This is a genomic window from Actinokineospora terrae (assembly GCF_900111175.1).
Taxonomy (GTDB): Bacteria; Actinomycetota; Actinomycetes; order Mycobacteriales; family Pseudonocardiaceae; genus Actinokineospora; species Actinokineospora terrae.
Genome location: NZ_FOGI01000001.1, coordinates 447,382 through 467,398, shown reverse-complemented (window position 1 = coordinate 467,398; position 20,017 = coordinate 447,382). Strand labels below are relative to the sequence as shown.

General features: G+C 71.9%; 13 protein-coding genes and 1 rRNA gene. 5 read left to right on the top strand and 9 right to left on the bottom strand.

Annotation, left to right across the window (positions count from 1 at the left end; genetic code table 11):
* The first annotated feature begins 511 nt into the window (after positions 1–511).
* The 4 genes from BMY07_RS01900 (at position 512) to BMY07_RS01885 (ending at position 5,442) form a co-directional block, all read left to right on the top strand.
* Entirely contained in the window at positions 512–1,444 is a 933-nt protein-coding gene (locus BMY07_RS01900) for a M28 family metallopeptidase (RefSeq protein ID WP_245782137.1), read from the top strand.
* Between the two features lie 188 nt (positions 1,445–1,632).
* The gene (locus tag BMY07_RS01895) at positions 1,633–2,460 is read left to right on the top strand and encodes a DUF4184 family protein (protein WP_092774624.1); all 828 of its coding nucleotides are present in this window, start codon (positions 1,633–1,635) and stop codon (positions 2,458–2,460) included.
* Positions 2,461–2,754: 294 nt separating this feature from the next.
* Positions 2,755–3,738: a LysR family transcriptional regulator gene (locus tag BMY07_RS01890; RefSeq protein ID WP_092774623.1), complete on the top strand. Its 984-nt coding sequence runs from the start codon at positions 2,755–2,757 to the stop codon at positions 3,736–3,738.
* Positions 3,739–3,936: 198 nt separating this feature from the next.
* Positions 3,937–5,442: a S1 family peptidase gene (locus BMY07_RS01885; protein ID WP_092774622.1), complete on the top strand. Its 1,506-nt coding sequence runs from the start codon at positions 3,937–3,939 to the stop codon at positions 5,440–5,442.
* A gap of 66 nt (positions 5,443–5,508) precedes the next feature.
* On the opposite strand, the gene BMY07_RS34060 is transcribed toward BMY07_RS01885, so the two are convergent.
* Positions 5,509–6,795 (bottom strand): GGDEF domain-containing protein, encoded by a 1,287-nt coding sequence (locus BMY07_RS34060; protein ID WP_177215382.1) that lies wholly within the window; start codon positions 6,793–6,795, stop codon positions 5,509–5,511.
* 2,013 nt (positions 6,796–8,808) lie between these two features.
* Complete coding sequence (locus BMY07_RS01875; protein WP_092774620.1) at positions 8,809–9,690, bottom strand: SDR family NAD(P)-dependent oxidoreductase; 882 nt, start codon at positions 9,688–9,690, stop codon at positions 8,809–8,811.
* A gap of 416 nt (positions 9,691–10,106) precedes the next feature.
* On the opposite strand from BMY07_RS01875, the gene BMY07_RS01870 reads away from it, so the two are divergent.
* Positions 10,107–11,333, top strand: a complete 1,227-nt coding sequence (locus BMY07_RS01870; protein WP_092774619.1) for an MFS transporter — start codon at positions 10,107–10,109, stop codon at positions 11,331–11,333.
* Between the two features lie 432 nt (positions 11,334–11,765).
* Here the strand turns inward: BMY07_RS01870 and recN are convergent, their stop codons facing one another.
* The 7 genes from recN to rrf form a co-directional block, all read right to left on the bottom strand.
* Complete coding sequence (recN, locus tag BMY07_RS01865; RefSeq protein ID WP_218150562.1) at positions 11,766–13,571, bottom strand: DNA repair protein RecN; 1,806 nt, start codon at positions 13,569–13,571, stop codon at positions 11,766–11,768.
* 43 nt (positions 13,572–13,614) lie between these two features.
* Positions 13,615–14,532 (bottom strand): NAD kinase, encoded by a 918-nt coding sequence (locus tag BMY07_RS01860; RefSeq protein WP_245782136.1) that lies wholly within the window; start codon positions 14,530–14,532, stop codon positions 13,615–13,617.
* Positions 14,529–15,335, bottom strand: a complete 807-nt coding sequence (locus BMY07_RS01855; RefSeq protein WP_092774618.1) for a TlyA family RNA methyltransferase — start codon at positions 15,333–15,335, stop codon at positions 14,529–14,531. Before BMY07_RS01855 ends, BMY07_RS01860 begins: the two co-directional genes overlap by 4 nt.
* A gap of 4 nt (positions 15,336–15,339) precedes the next feature.
* Positions 15,340–15,519 (bottom strand): hypothetical protein, encoded by a 180-nt coding sequence (locus BMY07_RS01850; protein ID WP_092774617.1) that lies wholly within the window; start codon positions 15,517–15,519, stop codon positions 15,340–15,342.
* A gap of 44 nt (positions 15,520–15,563) precedes the next feature.
* Complete coding sequence (locus tag BMY07_RS01845; RefSeq protein WP_092774616.1) at positions 15,564–16,550, bottom strand: HAD-IIA family hydrolase; 987 nt, start codon at positions 16,548–16,550, stop codon at positions 15,564–15,566.
* Positions 16,543–17,685, bottom strand: coding sequence for a tetratricopeptide repeat protein (locus BMY07_RS35145; RefSeq protein ID WP_245782135.1), 1,143 nt, complete (start codon positions 17,683–17,685; stop codon positions 16,543–16,545). The genes BMY07_RS01845 and BMY07_RS35145 overlap by 8 nt, the downstream gene beginning before the upstream one ends.
* Positions 17,686–19,724: 2,039 nt before the next feature.
* Positions 19,725–19,841, bottom strand: a 5S ribosomal RNA gene (rrf, locus tag BMY07_RS01835).
* Positions 19,842–20,017: the final 176 nt, after the last annotated feature.

The window sequence follows — 20,017 nt, the reverse complement described above, 5'->3', positions numbered from 1 at the left end:
CCCACGGTGCGGTCACTCTCGACCCAGCGTTGGCTCGCTCGGGCCTTCGGCCTTCGCGTCGAGTATGTAACCAATGAGCTTGTCGCCCATGGCGCGGCGGTCGCCGGACCCAGCGGGGGCTCGCTCGGCCTTCGGCCCTCACATCGAGTATGTAACCGATGGGGCTGTCGCCCACGGTGCGGTGGGGGCAGGTCCGGGGGGCTCGAGCGGGGTGGTGCGACCGGACCACATGGGACACCTGGGGGGCGCCAGCGCGAGGGGGCGGGGGAGTGGCCGGGGGCGGTTTGGTTGGTGGACAAGCGCATTCTGGCGCTTTGGGGTGGGGTGGCGCGGTGGACAGCGGTGGGGGTGGTCGGTGATTCCGGCGTTCCATTGTGGAATAGGCGTGCGAATGGGAACGAAAGGGAATAACGCGGCCTTTCGGGCGGCCAGGACCGTGGTTGAGGATCGGAGGTGCGTGTCCCCAACCCGGTAGGAGGCAGCAGGTATGGCCAGGAAAGCCATTCTGTCCGTGGCAGTCGGATTCACGCTGGTGGGAGCCGTGCTCAGCGTTCCCACCGCGGGCGCGGCGCAAGCGCTCGCGGCGCCGGACATCTCAGTGGCGAACGTGCAGGCGCACCTCAACCAGTTGCAGACCATCGCCAACAACAACGGCGGCAACCGGGCGCACGGGCGGCCCGGGTACAAGGCGTCGGTGGACTGGGTGAAGGGCAAGCTCGACGCGGCCGGGTGGACGACGTCGGTGAAGACGTTCACCTCCAGCGGGGCCACCGGCTACAACCTGATCGCCGACTGGCCGGGTGGGGACGCCAACAACGTGCTGATGGCGGGCGCGCACCTGGACAGCGTCAGCGCGGGGCCGGGCATCAACGACAACGGCAGCGGGTCGGCCGGGCTGCTCGAGGTCGCGCTGGCGGTGTCGCGGGCGCAGCTCAAGCCCACCAAGCACCTGCGGTTCGGCTGGTGGGGCGCGGAGGAGCTCGGCCTGGTCGGGTCGACCAACTACGTGAACACGCTGGCCAGCACCGAGCGGTCGAAGATCAAGGGCTACCTGAACTTCGACATGACCGGCTCCCCCAACCCCGCGTACTTCGTGTACTCCTCCAGCGGGCAGCCCACCGGGTCGGCGACGCTGCAGAAGGCGCTCGAGGAGCACTTCGCCCGCATCGGCGTGCCCACCGAGACCACCTCGGTCGGCGGCCGGTCCGACCACGCCGCGTTCGCCCGCTCCGGCATCCCGATCGGCGGCCTGTTCAGCGGCGCGGAGGGCACCAAGACCGCGGCGCAGGCGCAGAAGTGGGGCGGTACCGCCAACGCGGCCTACGACCCCTGCTACCACCGCTCGTGCGACCGGACGACCAACATCAACGCCACCTCGCTCGACCGGCACAGCGACGCGATCGCCTACGCCATCTGGAAGCTGTCCGGCGCCCCGGCGCAGTAAGAGCCCCGGACAGCTCCAGCGCCGCAGCACGAGAGTCGGTCGGCTGCCGCTGACCGCGTCGAACGCGGGCCACCCCGGACGGGGGGTGGCCCGCGTTCGGCGTCCCCGGGCCCGGCTCGACCGGTTCTCCACAGGATGTGCACCACTCGGACGCGCGCGGGACACAGCCGACCGGGCAAGGTGGCGCCATGCCCTACACGCTGTCGCACGCCGCCGCGGTGCTGCCGTTCCTGCGGCGGCGACCGCTGGTGGGGTCCGCGCTCGTGGTCGGGTCGATGTCGCCGGACCTGCTGTACTTCCTGGCCCTGGAGCCCGGCGTCGACGAGCGCACCCACACCTGGCTGGGTCTGGCGGTCATCGACCTGCCGGTCGCGCTGGCCCTGCTCGCGGTGTTCCACGTGCTCGTCGTGCCCGCGCTGATGGCCCTGGCCCCGCGCTGGGTCCGGGCGCGGGTGGTACCCCGACCGCCGCGGCTGGGGGTCGCGGCGGTCGGGTGGATCGTGCTGTCGGTGCTGCTGGGCGGGGTGACGCACCTGGTGTGGGACGCGTTCACCCACCACGACGGCTGGGTGGTGCAGCAGTACCCGCGGCTGTTCCGGGAGTGGCTGTGGGTGGGGATGCCGCGCTACCACTTCCTGCAGTACCTGAGCAGCGTGGTCGGCGGGGCCGTGGTGCTCTGGTACGCGGTCGCGCGGCTGCGGCGGCAGGAGCCGGTGGAGCGGGTGTCGCCGCTCTACACCCCGCCTGCCAGGCCGTGGCTGGTGATCAGCGCCGTGGTGGCCGCCGGGGTCGGGTTGGCCGTGGTCAGGGCCGTGACGGTGATGGCGTGGATGAACCACCAGTCGGTGGTGGGGTTCACCAAGACGCTGGCCGCCGGGGTGCGGCCGACCGACGCCCAGGTGGCGGCCGGGGTGGCCAGGGTGTCGATCTGCGTGGTGACCGGCGCGTTCGTCGCCCTGGTCGTGGTGGGGCTCCACCAGCGTGCGAGGCAGCGCACATCCGGAGTAGTGGACTAGACCGCCCAGTCCGTGCTGGACTGTCCACACTGGCCGATCCGGAGATCGGGTGGAGCGCTCCCAGCGCGATCGGAGTGCCCGCGCCCGCTGACAACGGCCACCGGGGCGGACTAATGTGCAACTTGCACATCGACGTCTACGCACGTGGCCGCACGTGCGCACCCCTGAACCGGAGTTGCGCGTTCACTGCGTGAAGTTGTCACCAACGCGCGGTGTCCGATCAACAACACGCAGAACTCGTGCGCCCTGGTCCTAGGGCTTGGCGTCTGTGATCCTTCGGCCTAGCTTTGTCCCATGGAGCTGGAGCTGCGCCACTTCAAAATCATCGTTGCGGTCGCCGAGGCGGGCAGCATCACCAAGGCCGCGTCCACCTTGGGACTCGCCCAACCCGCGCTGACCGCTCAGCTCCACCGGATCGAGCGCGCGCTCGGTGGACCTCTCTTCGAACGCGACAGGAAGGGAGCCAGACCGACCGCTCTCGGCGAGTTGGTGCTGTCCAGGGCCCGGCTGCTGCTGCCCGCGGTGTCCGGGCTGCGGGAGGAGGCGGCCCGCTTCGCCAACAACGCCGCGCTGCCCGGGGACACCCCGGCCAGGCTGCGGCTCGGGTCGGCGACCGGCCCGGTGCTCGGCGGGCTCGTGCACCAGCTCAACGCCGCCTACCCCGACCTGCACGTCACCACGCACGTGTCGTGGTCGTCGGAGGAGCTGGCGTCGATGGTGGCCGACGGGCGGGTCGACTACACCCTGGTCGGGGTGTGCGGCGACGCGCCGCCACCGTCGCAACCGGGGCTGATCTGGCGGACGCTGGCCACCGACCCGGTGTTCGTGCTGCTCTCGGACAAGCACCCGCTGGCCGACCAGCGCGAGGTGCAGCTCTCCGAGCTGGCAGGCGTGCAGTGGGGGGCCACGCCGGGCGACGGCTGCTTCGCCGACTGCTTCGCCGCGGCCTGCGCCAGGGCCGGGTTCACCCCGCGCACCCTCTACGAGACCGACGTCAACAGCTGCATCGACCTGGTCGAGTCCGGCGACGCCGTGGTGCTCTGCCAGCCGATGTTCCGCAGGATGCCCGGCGTGGTGCCGGTGCCGATCGCGGGCAACCCGCTGCGGTGGCGCAACCTGATCGGCTGGCACCCCGACGGCTCGGCCGCGGCGTTCTCCGACCAGCTGGTCAAGATGGCGAGCACCGCCTACGCCGACGTGATCGCCCGCAGTGCGCGCTACACCGAGTTCCTGCGCGACTACCCCGGGTTCGGCGTCGAGCGCCCGGAGGCGATCTGAGCGGGTGCTATGGCCAACTACTATGGCCCAAAGTCCTGTGACGCGGATTACTGTGCCTGACACCTGCTGACCGTTTCGTCCGGTTGAGAAGTCACCGGACCTATCCCGCACGTCGCCAAGGACCGGCCCAGCCAGCCGGTCGGCTTCGACGCGCCGGTCAGCGGGCCCCGTAACCCTCCCCTGCACGAGGAGCACGGCATGGCACCCAAGACCGGGAAATCCGGCACGACCCGCAAGATCACCGCCTTACTCGCGGCCACGGTGGCGACCTCGGGCATCGCCGTCGCGGTGACCCTGTCCGCCGAGGCGGCCCCAGCACCAGCCGGGGCCGCCGCCGCGGCGGACAGCATGCAGTCGGCGATGCGACGAGACCTCGGCCTCTCCGCCGAGGGCGCCACCACACGGCTGGCCGACGAGGACCGGGCCGCACGGGCCGACCGCGGGCTGCGCAAGCAGCTGGCGGCCAAGCTCGGCGGCAGCTGGTACGACGCGGGCCGGGGCAAGCTCGTCGTCGCCGTCACCGACAATGCCGCCGCGGCCACCGCCAGGTCGGCGGGCGCGGACGCGGTGCTGGTGTCGCGGACCGAGGCCCAGCTCGACGAGCTCAAGGCCAGGCTGGACGCCAACCAGGCCAGGAGCCCGAAGACCGTCCCCGCCTGGTACGTCGACCTGCCCGGCAACAAGATCGTGGTCAAGTCCCGCGGCTCGGCGATCGCCGCGGCCCGCGCGTTCGTGGCCGCCAGCGGCGTCCCGGCGGACGCGGTCAGCGTGGAGGCCTCCGACGAGTCCCCGCGCAAGCTGATCGACGTCGTCGGCGGCAACGCGTACTACATCGGCAGCGGCACCCGCTGCTCGGTCGGCTTCTCGGTGACCGGCGGGTTCGTCACCGCGGGCCACTGCGGCAGCACCGGCGCCAGCACCACCCAGCCCAGCGGTAGCTTCGCCGGGTCGAGCTTCCCCGGCAACGACTACGCGTTCGTCCGGGTCGGCGCGGGCAACACGGTGATCGGTGCGGTCAACAACTACTCCGGCGGCCGGGTCGCGGTCGCGGGCAGCACCGACGCCCCGGTCGGGTCGTCGATCTGCCGCTCCGGGTCCACCACCGGGTGGCGCTGCGGCACCATCCAGGCCCGCAACTCCTCGGTCACCTACCCCGAGGGCACCATCACCGGCCTGATCCGCACCAACGCGTGCGCCGAGCCGGGCGACTCCGGCGGCTCGGCCATCTCGGGCAGCCAGGCCCAGGGCGTCACCTCGGGCGGCTCCGGCAACTGCTCCTCCGGCGGCACGACCTACTTCCAGCCGGTCAACGAGATCCTCCAGGCGTACGGGCTGAGCCTGGTCACCAACGGCGGCACCCCGCCGACCACGACCCCGCCCACCACCAACCCGCCCGGCACCTGCACCGGCACCACCTACACCGGCAGCCTCGCCAGCGGCGGTAGAGCCGTGCAGCCGAACAACAGCTACTACCAAACGACCGTGACCGGTGCCCACCGCGGCTGCCTGACCGGTCCCGCGGGCACCGACTTCGACCTGTACCTGCAGAAGTGGAACGGCAGCACGTGGGCGAACGTCGGCACGGGCGGCACGCCGTCCAACGTCGAGTCCGTCTCCTACACCGGTACCGCCGGGTACTACCGCTGGCAGGTCCACGCCTACAGCGGCTCCGGCTCTTACACCCTGCGGGCGTCCCGCCCGTAACGTCCCAACTGAACAGTCGACGCCGGAAGCCGGTCCTCTCGGGGGCCGGCTTCCCGCATCTCGGGACTAGAGGGCCGCGTCCGCGGTGTGGTCCGCCACTCGGACCTGGTTGCGGCCACCGTGCTTGGCCTCGTACACCGCGGCGTCGGCGCGGCGCAGCATCGTGTCCAGGTCGACCCCGGAGGCGGTGGCCACGCCGATGGAGGTGGTGCGGCCGCTGATGACGACCGGCTGGCCGCGCTTGTCGGTGGCGGCGACCTGCATGGCGGCCACACCGCGGCGGATGCGCTCGGCGACCTGCACGGCGCCGTCGAGGTCGGTGTCGGGCAGCAGCAGCACGAACTCCTCGCCGCCGAAGCGACCCACCACATCGCCCTGGCGGGTGGTCTCGCGCAGGACCCGGCCGACCGCGCGCAGCACCGCGTCGCCAGCCGGGTGGCCCCAGGTGTCGTTGACGAGCTTGAAGTGGTCCAGGTCGAGCACCGCGACCGACAGCGTCGTGCGCAGCCGCGCCGAGCGGGACATCTCCCGGCCCGCCTGCTCGTGCCAGCCGCGGCTGTTGAGCAGCTGGGTCTTGTGGTCGGTGCGGGCGTCGCCGCGCAGGTTCTCGATCTGCAGGGCGCCCCAGTCCAGCGCGCACAGCAGCGGCACCACGAACAGCGGCGCCAGCCAGGCGTGCGCGATGGCCAGCGCGGCCAGCGCGCCGAGGCACACCGTCAGCGCCGCCATGGCGTTGTCGCGCCGCGAACCGATCACCACGGTCCAGGTCGGCTGCGGTGTGGACAGCGCGATGACCCCGCCGATGGCGATGGCGTTGATCACGAAGTAGGTCAGCCCGGCCAGCGCCAGCACCAGGGCCTCGCGGGCGCCGAACGCGCTGGTCACGTCCACCCCGGCCACCCGGACCACGGCGAAGGAACCGAGCGCGGCGAGCAGGATGCCCGCGGTGCCGAAGGTGTAGCGGTAGAGCGGTCGGCGGGCCACCGGGTAGAGCTGCACGCGCAGCAGCAACATCGACAGCACGGCCATCCACGCGGGCAGCAACACCATCGCGGGCAGGATCCACACGACGCTGGTGTCCATGTGCGGACCGGTGCCGCTGTCGCGCCGGGTCTCCTCCGTGCGCCGCGACAACCACAGGTGCGCCGCGCCCGCGCCGACCAGAACAGCGAGCCAGCGCCAATCGGCCCGCGTCGGTGGTACGTCGGTAAGGCAGGCGACGACGACCGCCGTGGCGGCGAGGAGTTCGAAGATGATCACATAGCGCAGGGCGGCCGACGGCAGCGACCACAGTCCCCACGACCGGACCCACCGCCAAGACGAAGGGTGTTCAGTGCGCAGCGAGTCGGTCACACTTAGCCGTGAACGGATCCGGCGCCGGACACCCCCGCGGGGCGCCGACCCAGGCACGTCGGCACCGGTGCCGCCACGGTTGCGATTCGCCGCCGCGGCGTCACCTTCCGGCCTGTCGAACGTTTCGTCCAGCGTGGATCCCCTTGGAGGTGTGTCCGATGCGCTCGCGTTCCCGTGCTCCGCTCGCGCCCCAACCGACCGCGCAGGGTGAACAGCCCTGTCGTCAGCGTGGTGTCCGGCAGCGTACCTATCGGCAGCGTCCACATCGAGCAAAGGAGTAGCGGCCGACGCGTTCGCGCGCCCGGTGCCGCCGTCCGCCACAGCACCGACCGTACCCGCAGGAGGAGCCCCCGATGCGCTCACGCGACTGGTGACCCCGTCCAGCCCGACCCCCTCGCCCCCGGAAGGAGCCTCGGATGTCCCGCGACTGGTGACCACCCCGCCCACCGTCCCGACCGGAGCAGAAGGAGCCCCAGATGTCTCGTGACTGGTGACCACGGCCCCAACCCCACTAGCAGAACCAGGAGTCCTCAATGTCCCGTGACTGGTGACCACAGCTTCAGCCACTACCCCAACCGCACTAGAGGGAGCCGTCAATGTCTCGCGACTGGTGAACACCGAACCGCCCACCGCCCCATCAACCGAAGGAGCCGCACATGTCTCGCGACTGGTGACCACTCCCTCAGCCACAGCCCCACTTGGAGAACCAGGAGTCCTCAATGTCCCGTGACTGGTGACCGCAGAGCCATCCCCAGCCCCATAGACCGAAGGAGCCGCACATGTCCCGCGATTGGTGACCACACCCTCGACCGCAGCCCCACCAGCAGAACCAGGAGTCCTCAATGTCCCGCGATTGGTGACCACAGCCTCAGCCACGACCCCAACCGCAGCCGAAGGAGTCCTCAATGTCTCGTGACTGGTGACCAGAGCCTCGTCCTCAGCCCCGACCACAGCAGAAGGAGCCACCGATGTCTCGCGACTGGTGAACACCGAACCGCCCGCCACCTCGGCAACCGAAGGAGCCGCACATGTCCCGCGACTGGTGACCACAGCCCCCGCCTCAACCCCGACCACAGCAGAAGGAGCCACCGATGTCTCGCGACTGGTGAACACCGAACCGCCCACCGCCCCGGCAACCGAAGGAGCCGCACATGTCCCGCGACTGGTGATCGCAGCGTCGACCTCAGCCACCGACTCGGCCGAAGGAGCTACCGATGTCCCGCGATTGGTGAAACCGCCCTCGTCCCCCGCACCGACCCGTCCCCGCAGAGGAGCGCCCGATGTCCCGCGATTGGTGAGCCCGGCAGCCGTGGACGCAGCGTGACCGTCCACTTCGATCCCGGCTTGATCGGCACGAGGCGCCTGGCGCGCGTCCCCGCGACCGGTGAGCCCCGACCCGACCCCCTCGGCGGACTCGAGTCCGCCCTCGACCGGATCCCCGGTCCGACCGTCCACACCGGCGGCAGAGCCCGATGCGCGGCCGTCGCCGGTGACCCCGCCCGCCGCCCCGGCAGTACCGGTGGCGGCGATGACCCGGTCGTGCTTGGTGCGCGCGGAACCCCTGTCCGCAGCGGCATCCCCAGTGTCCCCACCGGAAACCGGAGGCACGCCGGTGAGCGGCGCGCCGTGCGCGTCGCCGCGATCGGTGAGCCCCAACGCCTCGCCCTCCCTTCCTCCGCACCACGTGCGAGCGTCCACTGAGACGTCCGCGCGCCCGGGGGGTTGTTCCACACCCGGGTACCCGGCCCGGCGTGGCCGCCGGACCCTCACCCGTGACATCGCCCACCGCTCACGCGGTGTGTCATCGGCCGTGCCCTCGCCGCGCGTGACCGGTCCGCGCGGCACTGTCCCCACGGTACGTCCTGCGCCGACAGTAGCGACCCCGCTACGCCAAGCAGCGCCCGAATGGAGCACGACACTACTCGGACGTGTCGACTACTCGATTACGACGTTCGCCACCGCCGGGCAGCGCCCGAACGAGCGAATTGATCACCCGCCCGCGCGGGTGCACCGCTACGCGCTGCGCACGGGGGTCAGCCACTTGCGCAGCCGCGGCGGCAACCGCTTCTCCAGCCCGTAGGGCTCCAGGTGCCCGCCGAACACCTCCGCGAACGCGGTCGCCACGGTGTCGACGTCCCAGGCGTCGCGGTGCAGGATCGGCGCCTTGAAGTAGGGCTGACCGACGATGTGCAACTCCGGTCCGGTGCAGCGGACGACCTGTCCGGTGATGCCTGCCGAGCGCTCGTCGAGCAGGAAGTGCACCAGCGGGGCCACCAGGTCGGGGGTGTGTTCGGGCGGTGTGTGCCGCGATGCCCGTTCCGAGGTCCACACCATCCTGGTGTACGCCTTCGGGCAGACCGCGTTCACCCGGATGCCGGAGTCCTCCAGGTCCAGCGCCCAGGACGTCGTGAGCGAGGACACAGCGCCCTTGGTGGCGGCGTAGGTGGCGATGGTGCGCTGCCCGAGCGAGGCGCCGGAGGAGATGTTGACGATCGCCCCGCCCCCGGCCGCCCGCATCCGGCGGATCGCGGCCAGGCCCGTGTAGATCACCCCGAGCACGTTCACCTCGACCACCGCCCGGATCCGCGCCGGGTCGTCGTCCTCCCACGGCAGCGCCTCGTAGGTCAGGCCCGCGTTGTTGACCAACCCGTGGACCGCGCCGAACTCGGCGACGCACAGCGCCACGAGGGCGTCGGCCTGCTCGGGGTCGGCGACGTCGTGCGCGCTCGCCACCGCCGCCCCGCCGTCGCGCCGGATCGCCTCGGCCACCCGCAGCGCCAGCGGCTCGTCGACGTCGTTGACCACCACCGCCGCGCCCGCTCGGGCCAGGTGCGCCGCGAACGCCTCCCCTAGACCACGCCCGGCCCCGGTCACCACAACTGCCCTGCCGTCCATGCCGCTCCCCTGACGCCTGCCCCGATCCGCGCGGTGGACGGCGCCCCCCGCGCTGGCGGTCATCCCGCCACAAGCTCCCGCCAGTGTTGGGTACTTCGTGACGGCACCGGGGTGCCCGGCGACGAGCGGCGAGGCGGCTGCGCCGAACGCGGTGGGCCATTCAGCCCGCGGGTAGTCGCCGACCGATCGGACCGGTTGCGCCGGACGGGCGCATCAGCGGGTTTTCCGGGCCCTGGATGCTTCACCTGTGCCGATCAGGCGCCGATACTGCCGGTACTCTGTGCGACGCCGCGATGACCGAGCGGCGGCAGGCACCGGGTTCACCGCCCCCAGACCCAGGGGCGCGGAGGATGGAGTCAGCCAGCGGGCCACGAACCCGCCGGACGGGAGCACACGTGAGCCGAGCAGCGCCGGGCATGGTCACGGTTCTGGCGAACCGGGAGTTCCGCGCGCTCTGGATCTCCGAGGCGGTCTCCGTCGCCGGGGACCAGCTGACCCGGGTCGCGCTGGCGATCCTGGTCTACAACCGCACCGGATCGGCCTTCTACGCCGCGGGCATCTACGCGCTGACGTTCCTGCCCGCGCTGGCCGGCGGCCTTGGCCTCTCGCAGCTGGCGGACCGCTACCGGCGCCGGACGCTGATGGTGGTGTGCTCGGTCATCCAGGCCGTGGTCGTCGCCACGATGGCCATCCCGCACGTGCCGCTGTGGGTGCTGTTCGTCCTGGTCATCATCGTGCCGATGGTGCAGTCGCCCGCCCTCGCGGCGCAGAACGCCACCACGCGCGAGGTGTTCGCCGACGACGACGCGATGTACCTGCGCAGCCAGGACCTGCGCGGCATCTCGACGAACACGATGATGCTGCTCGGACTCGGTGGTGGTGGGCTGCTCATCGGCGCCATCGGCGTCACGGCCACGCTGCTCATCGACGCGGGCACCTTCACCATCGCCGCCATCTTGGTCCAACGCGACGTGCGCAACCGCCCGCCCGCGGGCTCGAAGGACGACGGATGGTTCGACGGCGCCAAGTGGGTCTTCAGCGACCGCAGGCTGCGAGTGCTGTTGTCCCTGTCGTGGCTCGTTGGCCTTGCCGTCATCCCCGAGGGCCTGGCCGCTCCCCTGGCGCAAGAGGCCGGGGCGCCGCCTGAGGCGGTGGGCTGGTTATTAGCCGCGGACCCGATGGGCTTCATCCTGGGGACGTTCCTGATCTCGCGTTTCGTACCCGACCACCACCGGGTGAAGCTGGTGGGCGTGCTGGCCACGGCCTCGGTGGGCGTGCTGGCCCTGTTCGTGATCAAGCCGAACCTCATCGTGGCCCTGGTGCTGCTCGCGCTGGCCGGGATGGTCGGGGCCTACCAGATCACCGTGATGGCCGTGTTCAACTCCATCGTCCCCAACGAGATCCGCGGCGGCGCGTTCGGCGCGGCCCGCACTGGATTGCGGGTGTCACAGGGTCTTGGCGTGGCCGCCGGTGGATTGGTGGCTGAGCTGATCGGCTCGGCGATGAACACGGTGGCGTTGGCTGGGTTGCTTGGGGTCGCTTTGGCGGTACCGCTGGCGGTGTCGTGGGCGCGGTTGCAGAGGACACCGGCGGAGACGTCGCAGAAGTCGTCTGCTGAGTCGGGGCAGCAGGAAGCGGCGTAGAGGCAGGTCCTGGCGGGGTCGGCGGGTCTACGGCGGCTCCGGGGCGGGTCTACGGCGGCTCCGGGGCGGGTCGGTCGGCGGCGGGGGCAGGGGGCTGGGTGGGGCGTTTGGGTGCGTCGTCGGGCTGGGGGTGGTGGGTGGGGGTGCTCGATGGGGCGAACTTGTTTCGCGCGGGGCCCCTACGACACCCGTGGCAGGACCGCAAAGCAGGGGCCGAAAAGCAGGGCCCTGTCCGCGAACGACGCTACGGGCGCCGTCCCCCCACGCGAAACAAGTCCGACCCATCGAGCAGTTGGGCGCGCGAGGGCCTCGACGGGCGGGGCCGGGGCAATGACGGTGGCCGGGTGAGGCGGTCGGGTGCGTCTTCGGGCCGGGGGTGGTGAGCTGAGGGATGCTCGATGGGGCGCGTGTGGGTCGGCTCTTGGGCGAGCGTCAGGCTTGGCGCTTCTTGCGGGTGGGGCGGGGTTTGCCGCTGAGTTTCCAGTCGTGTTTTTCGCCGTCGGCTACGCCTAGGAGTTCTTCGGCGTGGGCTCGGCCGGTCTCGGTGGAGTCCATGCCCGCGAGCATCCTGGCGAGTTCGACGACCCGTTCGCTGTCGTCGAGGGTGCGGACGTCGCTGCGGGTGACGCCGCCGTGGATGCCCTTGTCGACGATCAGGTGGCGGTCGGCGAAGGCGGCGACCTGGGCCAGGTGGGTCACGACGATCACCTGGTGGCTGCGGGAGAGCCGGGCCAGCCTGCGGCCGATCTCCACCGCGGCGCGGCCGCCGACCCCGGCGTCGACCTCGTCGAACACCAGTGTCGGCACCGGGTCGCTGTGCGCGAGCACGACCTCGATGGCGAGCATGACCCGCGACAGCTCGCCGCCGGAGGCGCCCTTGTGCACCGGCAGCGGCTGGGCGCCGTCGTGGGCGACCAGCAGCAGTTCCACGTCGTCGACGCCGTCGGCGCCCGCGTGCAGTTCGACGCCGCTGACGGTCAGCGCCACCGGGTCGCCCGCCTCGGCGGGCCGGGGCCGCACCGTGATCTGCACGCTGGAGCTGCCCATGGCCAGGCCGCTCAGCTCGTCGGTGACGGCCTTGGCGAGCGCCTCCGCAGCGACCGACCGGGCCTGGGTGAGCGAGGCGGCCAGGGTGCCGAGCTGAACGGCCAGCGCGGCCTTGCGGGCGGCCAGCTCGCCGAGCGCCTCCTCGGAGGTGTCCAGACCGGCGAGCTTGTCCACCGCGTCGCGCGCCCAGGCGAGCACGCCGTCGACGTCGGCGGCGTACTTGCGGGTCAGCGCCTTGAGCTCGGCCTGCCTGGCCAGCACCTGCTCCAGCACGGCCGGGTCGGCGTCGAGGCTGTCGAGGTAGGCGGTCAGCTCGGCGCCGACGTCGGTGAGCAGCACGGAGGCCTCGGCCAGCCGCGGTTCCAGCTCGCGCAGCCTCGGGTCCTCGGATCCGGCCACGCGCCGCTGCGCCTCGCCGATCAGCCCGAGCGCGCCGGGCACGTCCGGGTCACCGTCCGGCGAACCGGACACCGCGTAGCCGGCGCCACTGGCGGCCTCACGCAGCTGGTCGGCGTCGGCGAGCCTGCGGGCGCGGTCCACCAGCTCGGTGTCCTCGCCCGGCTGCGGGTCGACGGCGGTGATCTCCTCCAGGCCCATCCGCAGGATCTCGGCCTCGCGGGCCAGCTCCTTGGCGCGGCGGGTCCGGTCGTCGAGCTCGGTGGTGACGGCGATCCACTGCTCGCGGACCGACCGGTACTCGGCGAGCACGCCCGCGATGTCGGCACCGGCGAACCGGTCGATCACCGCGCGCTGCTCGGCCGGGCGCAGCAGCCGCAGCTGGTCGTTCTGCCCGTGCACCGCGATCAGCTGCTCGGCCAGGTCCTGCAGCACCCCGAGGGGGACCGAGCGGCCCCCGACGTGGGCGCGGGAGCGGCCGTCGGTGCTGACGCTGCGCAGGGTGATCAGGCTGCCGTCGTCCTCGGGCTCGGCGCCCGCCTCGGTGGCCACGGCGGCGGCCGGGGACCCGTCGAGGCCCTCGAACCGGCCCTCGACCACGGCCTTCGGCTTCCCGCTGCGGACCCGTGACGCCTCGCCCCTGCCGCCGGAGAGCAGGTGCAGGCCGGTGACGACCATCGTCTTGCCCGCGCCGGTCTCCCCCGTCACGACGGTGAAACCCGGGTGGAGCTCGAGCGTGGCCTCGTCGATCACGCCGAGGTCCTGGATGCGCATCTCGGCTAGCACAGGGCGCACCCTAGCGGCTCCCGGTGATCGCGGTAAGCGCCCGCCCACAGGTTCACCGCGTCCGCCAGCCGTGCACGGGCAGCGCGAACTTGTCGACGAGGCGCTCGGTGAACGTCTCGTCACGCAGCCGGGCCAGCCGGATCGGCTGCTTGCCGCCGCGCACCTCGATGCGCGCGCCGGGCGGGATGTCGAAGGTGCGCCTGCCGTCGCAGCACAGCACAGCGGGCTGTCCGTCCGGGTCGACCTCGATGCCGACGACCGACTTGGACGACACCGCCAGCGGCCGGGAGAACATGGCGTGCGCGTTGCTCGGCACCACCAGCATCGCCTGCACGTCCGGCCACACGATGGGTCCGCCCGCGGAGTAGGCGTACGCGGTCGACCCGGTGGGTGTGGCGCACAGCACGCCGTCGCAGCCGAAGGAGGACACCGGTCGGCCGTCCACGTCGACCCGCACGTCCAGGATCCGCTCGCGGCTGCTCTTCTCCACGCTGGCCTCGTTAAGAGCCCACGTGTCGGCTAGCAGCTCGTCGCCGAGGTAGGCCCGGACGTCGACTGTCATCCGCTCCTCGACCAGGTAGCCCTGTTCGACGACCAGCTCGATCGCCTCCGCCAGCGCCTCTGACTCTGCCTCGGCGAGGAACCCGACCCTGCCCAGGTTGACCCCCAGCACAGGGACCCCGGCGGGGTGGGCCATCTCGGCCGCGCGCAGCAGCGTCCCGTCGCCGCCGAGGACGAACACCAGCTCGGTGCCCACGGCGGCCTCCGGGCCGAGCGGCACGACCTCGCTGTAGCAGGACGGGTCGAGGTCGGGGGCCTCGTCGTCGACCACCCGCAGCCGCACGCCTGCGGCGGCGAAGCAGGTCGCGACCTTCTCGGCGACCCGCCGGTTCTCGGCGCGGCCGGTGTGCACGACCAGCAGGATCTCCCTGGCCGCACCCGGCGCGCTCGGCTTGATCGGGTGGGTCACTGCGGCCCCTCCTCCACGGCGGTTTCCACCAGAGCCGTCACCTCGGCGTCGGCGCGCGGCTCCCCGCGGCGCAGCCAGGCGAAGTACTCCACGTTGCCGGATGGTCCCGGCAGCGGGCTCGCGACCACCCCGTGCACGCGCAGGCCGAGCTCACCGGCGGCGACGAGCACCCGGGAGACCACCTCCACGCGCAGCTCGGGCGCCCGCACCACGCCACCGGAGCCGAGGCGTTCCTTGCCGACCTCGAACTGCGGCTTGATCATCGGCAGCAGGTCGCCGTCCTCGCGCAGGCAGGCGTGCAGCGCGGGCATCACCAGGCGCGCGGAGATGAACGACAGGTCGGCGACCACCAGCTCGACCTGGCCGCCGATGTCGTCGGGGGTGATGGCGCGGACGTTCGTGCGGTCCTTGATGACGACCCGCTCGTCGTTGCGCAGCCGCCACACCAGCTGACCGCGCCCCACGTCGGCGGCCACGACCTGGGCGGCGCCGCGGCGGAGCAGGACGTCGGTGAAGCCACCGGTGGACGCGCCCGCGTCCAGGCAGCGGCGGCCCTCGACCGGGACCTCGAACGCGTCGAGGGCGCCGACGAGCTTGTGCGCGCCGCGGGAGGCCCAGTTGGGGTCGTCGTCGACGTCCTTGACCACCACGGCGGCGTCGGTCTCCACGCCGGTGGCCGGTTTGGTCGCGACGGTGCCGCGGATGGTGACTCGGCCCGCGTCGATGAGCTCGCTGGCGTGGTCGCGGGAGCGGGCCAACCCCCGGCGGACCAGTTCGGCGTCCAGCCGCGCCCTCCTGGGCACCGCGTCAGACCTTGTCGATGCTGGCGAGCGCGGCGGTGAGCGCGATGTGCACCGCGTCGAACCGGTCGACGTGCTCGGCGACCGGGACCGCGTCCAGCCCGTCGAGCCCGGCGACGGCCTCGGCTATCGCCTCGTCGCGGGCCGCCGGGTCCCTGGGCGGTCCGGGGGTCGGGGTGAAGTCCACCTGCACTCCTCCACGCTATCCGATGGTGCTCGTCCGGTGGGCGCTCAGCGCGCCCGGGTGAGTCCGAGTTCGGCGAGCACGGGGTGGTCGCCGGTGATCCGCGGCGGCGCGAGGGCGGCCCAGCTCACCGCGCACAGCGCGCGGACCAGGTCCAGCGGGTCACCGTCACCGGTGACGACGACCTCGTCGCCCTCGGTGCGCAGGTCCCAGCCCGGCTTGGGGCCGATGGCCAGGTCCGCGGCGGCGGCGGTGATCGCGCCGAGGTCGGCGGCGATGTAGGTGGGGCGGGCCTCGGGTCCGGCGGCGATGGCGTCGGCGGCGGTGGAGACGCCGGTGAGCACCAGCAGCGAGTCCAGGCCCGCGGCGACGGCGCCCTCGATGTCGGTGTCCAGGCGGTCGCCGACGACGAGGGGGTGCCTCGCGTCGGCGGCGCGGACGGACTCGTCCATCAGCGGGGTGGCCGGTTTGCCCGCCACCTCGGGGTCCAGCTCGGTGGCGTGGCGCAGCGCGGCGACGAGGGAACCGTTGCCCGGCAACAGCCCGCGTTCGGTCGGGAGCGTGCGGTCGATGTTGCAGGCGACCCACAGCGCGCCGGCCCGAATCGCGACGGAGGCCTCGGCGAGGTCGTTCCAGCTCAGGTCCGGCGACAGGCCCTGCACCACGGCCTTGACGCCGGTCGCGGTGCGGACCGGGACCAGGCCGACCGCGGTGATCTCGGCGGCGAGCGCGGAGGTGCCGAGGACCAGGACGTGGTCGCCCTGCTCCAGCCGCCGGGCGAGGACGGCGGCAGCGGCTTGCGCGCTGGTGCTGACCTCGTCGGCGGTGGCGGGGACGCCGAGCCCGGTGAGGTGCTCGGCGACCTGCCCCGGCGACCGGGAGGCGTTGTTGGTGACGAAGCGAACCGTGGTCCGCTCCGCCCTGGCCGCGGCGACGGCGTCCGCCGCACCGTCGATGACCTGACCGCCCCGGTAGACGGTGCCGTCGAGGTCGAACAACAGGGCGTCGTAGCCGTCCAGCAGCCGATCAGCCATCCACGGCGTCCTTGCCGCTCTTGTCACCCACAGCGCTCTTGGCCTCGCCGGGGTTGTCCTCGCCCTTGTCGACAGCGGCGGCGTTGTCAGCAGCTGCGTTCTCGCTGACCGCTGCGTTGTCGACAACGGTGCTGTTGTCGTCAACGGCGGCGTTGTCGTCCGCGACGGGGTGGTCGTCGGCCGTGTCGTCGGAGTCGACCAGGTCGTCCTCGTCGTCCACTTCGGACTCGTCGGCGTCGTCAGCGTTGTCCTCGGCGGCGGCGTCCTCGGCGGACTCGTCCACCTCGACGGTCTCGCCGGGCAGCGCGGCGGCGATCTCGGACTCGTCGGCGCCGAGCTCGAAGGCGCGCTCGGCGGCGTCGGTGTCCTCGTCGTCGTCGGCCTGGGCGGCGTTGAGGAACCACTGGATGGCTTCCTCGGTGCGGTCCGCGGCGGCCAGGTTGTCGGCGTAGGCGTAGAACAGCCGGGCGCTCCACGGGTCGCGCCGCTTGGGGTCGAGGTCCGGCCCCTGGAGGCTGACCACGGCCGCTTCCAGCTGGCCCATGTCCCGGCGCGCACCGGCGCTGACGATCCGCAGCTCGACGGCCACGTCCGCGGGCAGGTCGCGCCCCGCTTCCTTGGCCAGTTCCAGCGCCCGCTCCGGCCTGCCGAGCGCGCGCTCGCAGTCGGCCATCACGGCGATGTAGGTGTTGCCGCCGCTCATCCGGCGGACCGCGCGCAGCTCGGAGAGGGCCTCGGCCCACTCACCGGCGTGGTAGGCGGTTAACCCGGCGGCTTCCCGAACAACGGCCACCCGCGCCGCACGCTCCCGCGCGAACCTGGCGTGCTCGAGGGCGCGCTCCGGGTCATCGTCGACGAGCATGCCCGCGGCGACCAGGTGCTTGCCCACCAGCTCGGCCAGCGACTTGGGCAGGCTGCGCAGCCCGGCCCGCGCCTCGACGTCGAGCGCGGAGTAGTCGGCGCCCTCGGGCAGCCTCGGCCCGTACTCGACGGGCGCGGAGTCCCGGTCCCCCGAGTCGCGCTGCGGCCGCTCCCGGCGCCCGGTCACCTCGACGAAGCGGTCCTGCGACTGCTCCCGCCGCTCGACCGGCTTGTCGGCCTGGTCAGCCTGGTCGCCGTCGTCGGTCGCGGCCACGAGATCGGGCTCGACGTCGTCAGCGCGGAAGTGCCCGCGCCCGGCGGCCCGGAACCCGGACCGCTCATCGGACTTGAACCCGTCGGAACGCGAACCGCCCCGATCGTCGGACTTGTAGCCACCGCGATCCGAGCCAGCGGGCCGCGAGCTACCCCGGTCGTCCGAGCGGAACCCACCGGAGCGCGAACCCCCGCGATCATCCGACTTGAAGCGGTCACCACTAGGCCGCGAGTCACGGTCCCCACCGCGGTAACCACCACGGTCATCAGAAGACTTGTAGCCGCCACGGTCAGAGCTACCGGACCGGAAACCGCCACGGTCAGAGTTGCCGGGCCGCGAACCACCCCGATCATCGGAGCGGAACCCACCACGATCCGAGCTGGACGGGCGCGAACTCCCCCGGTCGTCCGAGCGGTAGCCACCACGGTCGGAGCTCCCGGTGCGCGAACCTCCCCGGTCATCCGACTTGAACCCGCCACGGTCCGACCCACCACGATCGCCGGACTTGTAGCCGCCACGATCGAACCCGCCGGAACGAGAACCTCCGCGATCGTCCGACTTGAACCCGCGGTCGGAGCTGCTGGGCCGCGAACCACCCCGGTCATCGGAGCGGAACCCGCCACGGTCAGAACCGGTCGGACGCGAGCTCCCCCGGTCATCCGAGCGGTAACCACCGCGGTCGGACCCACCAGTGCGTGAGCCACCCCGATCGTCCGACTTGTAGCCGCCGCGGTCAGAGCTTCCGGTGCGCGAACCGCCCCGGTCATCCGACTTGTAGCCACCGCGATCGGATCCGCCGAAGCGCGAGCCACCACGGTCATCAGACTTGAACCCACCGCGGTCCGAGCCACCGAAGCGCGAGCCGCCCCGGTCATCGGACCGGAAACCACCGCGATCCGACCCGCCCGACCGCGAACCACCACGATCGTCGGACTTGTACCCACCGCGGTCGGAGCCACCAGAACGCGAGCCGCCCCGGTCATCGGAGCGGTAACCACCACGGTCCGAACTTCCCGGACGCGAGCCCCCACGGTCGTCCGAGCGGTAACCACCGCGATCCGACCCACCAGAACGGGAGCCACCGCGATCATCCGACTTGAAGCCACCACGGTCGGATCCACCGAACCGCGAACCACCACGGTCACCGCTGGGCCGCGAGCCACCCCGGTCGTCCGACCGGAAACCGCCACGGTCGGAACCCCCGGACCGGAAGCCGCCCCGGTCCGATCCACCGGTGCGCGGACCGCCGCGATCGTCGGATCGGAACCCGCCACCTGTTGCGCCAGAACGGAACCCACCAGAGCGCGAACCACCGCGATCGTCAGAAGACTTGTAGCCGCCACGGTCAGAGCTGCTGGGCCGCGAGCCACCCCGGTCATCCGAGCGGAACCCGCCACCCGTCGCGCCAGAACGGAACCCGCCGGAACGCGAACCGCCACGGTCATCGGACGACTTGTAACCACCACGGTCATCCGAGCGGTATCCACCGCGGTCGGAGCCACCGGAGCGGGAGGCCCCGCGGTCGGACCTGCCGAAGCGCGAGCCGCCTCGATCGTCGGAGGACTTGTAGCCGCCGCGGTCGGAGCTGCTGGACCGCGAGCCACCCCGGTCATCCGAGCGGAAGCCGCCGGAGCGGGAGCCGCCGCGGTCGTCGGAGCGGGGGCCGCCACGCGAGGAGTCGGAGGACCGGTAGCCACCACGGTCCGAGGAGCTGTTGGTGGACCGGTAGCCGCCACGGTCCTGGGTTCCCCGGTCACCGCCGGGACGGGAGTCGCGATCACCGCCGCGGTAACCGCCCCGGTCGGACTTGTGGCCGCCGGTCTTGTTGTAGCCGCCGCGGTCCGAACTTGAGCGGCTCTCGCCGCGATCGGATCCGCGTCGGGGGGAGTCGCCTGCCTCGTTCCGACGACCTGACTCGTTGTCCGACACCTGATCCTCCAGCGTGCGGGCTACCCGCAACTTGCTCCGACATACCGAAAAGGGCCTGTGGTCTGACGCACGTTACACGTGCCTCACCACAGGCCCTTTCGGGAATGATTGTCCGGCGGCGTCCTACTCTCCCACACCCTCACGAGTGCAGTACCATCGGCGCAGGTGGGCTTAGCTTCCGGGTTCGGAATGGGACCGGGCGTTTCCCCACCGCTATGACCGCCGAAACACTATGAAACAATCACAACCAGCAACCCCACCCGATAACCAACCTGTCAGGCCAGTCATCCCCCGGTGGGGGTGGTTGGTGTCTCAGACACCGTACAGTGGATGCGTAGCACCTTCGTTATAAGCCCTCGGCCTATTAGTACCGGTCGACTCCACCCCTCACAGGGCTTCCATC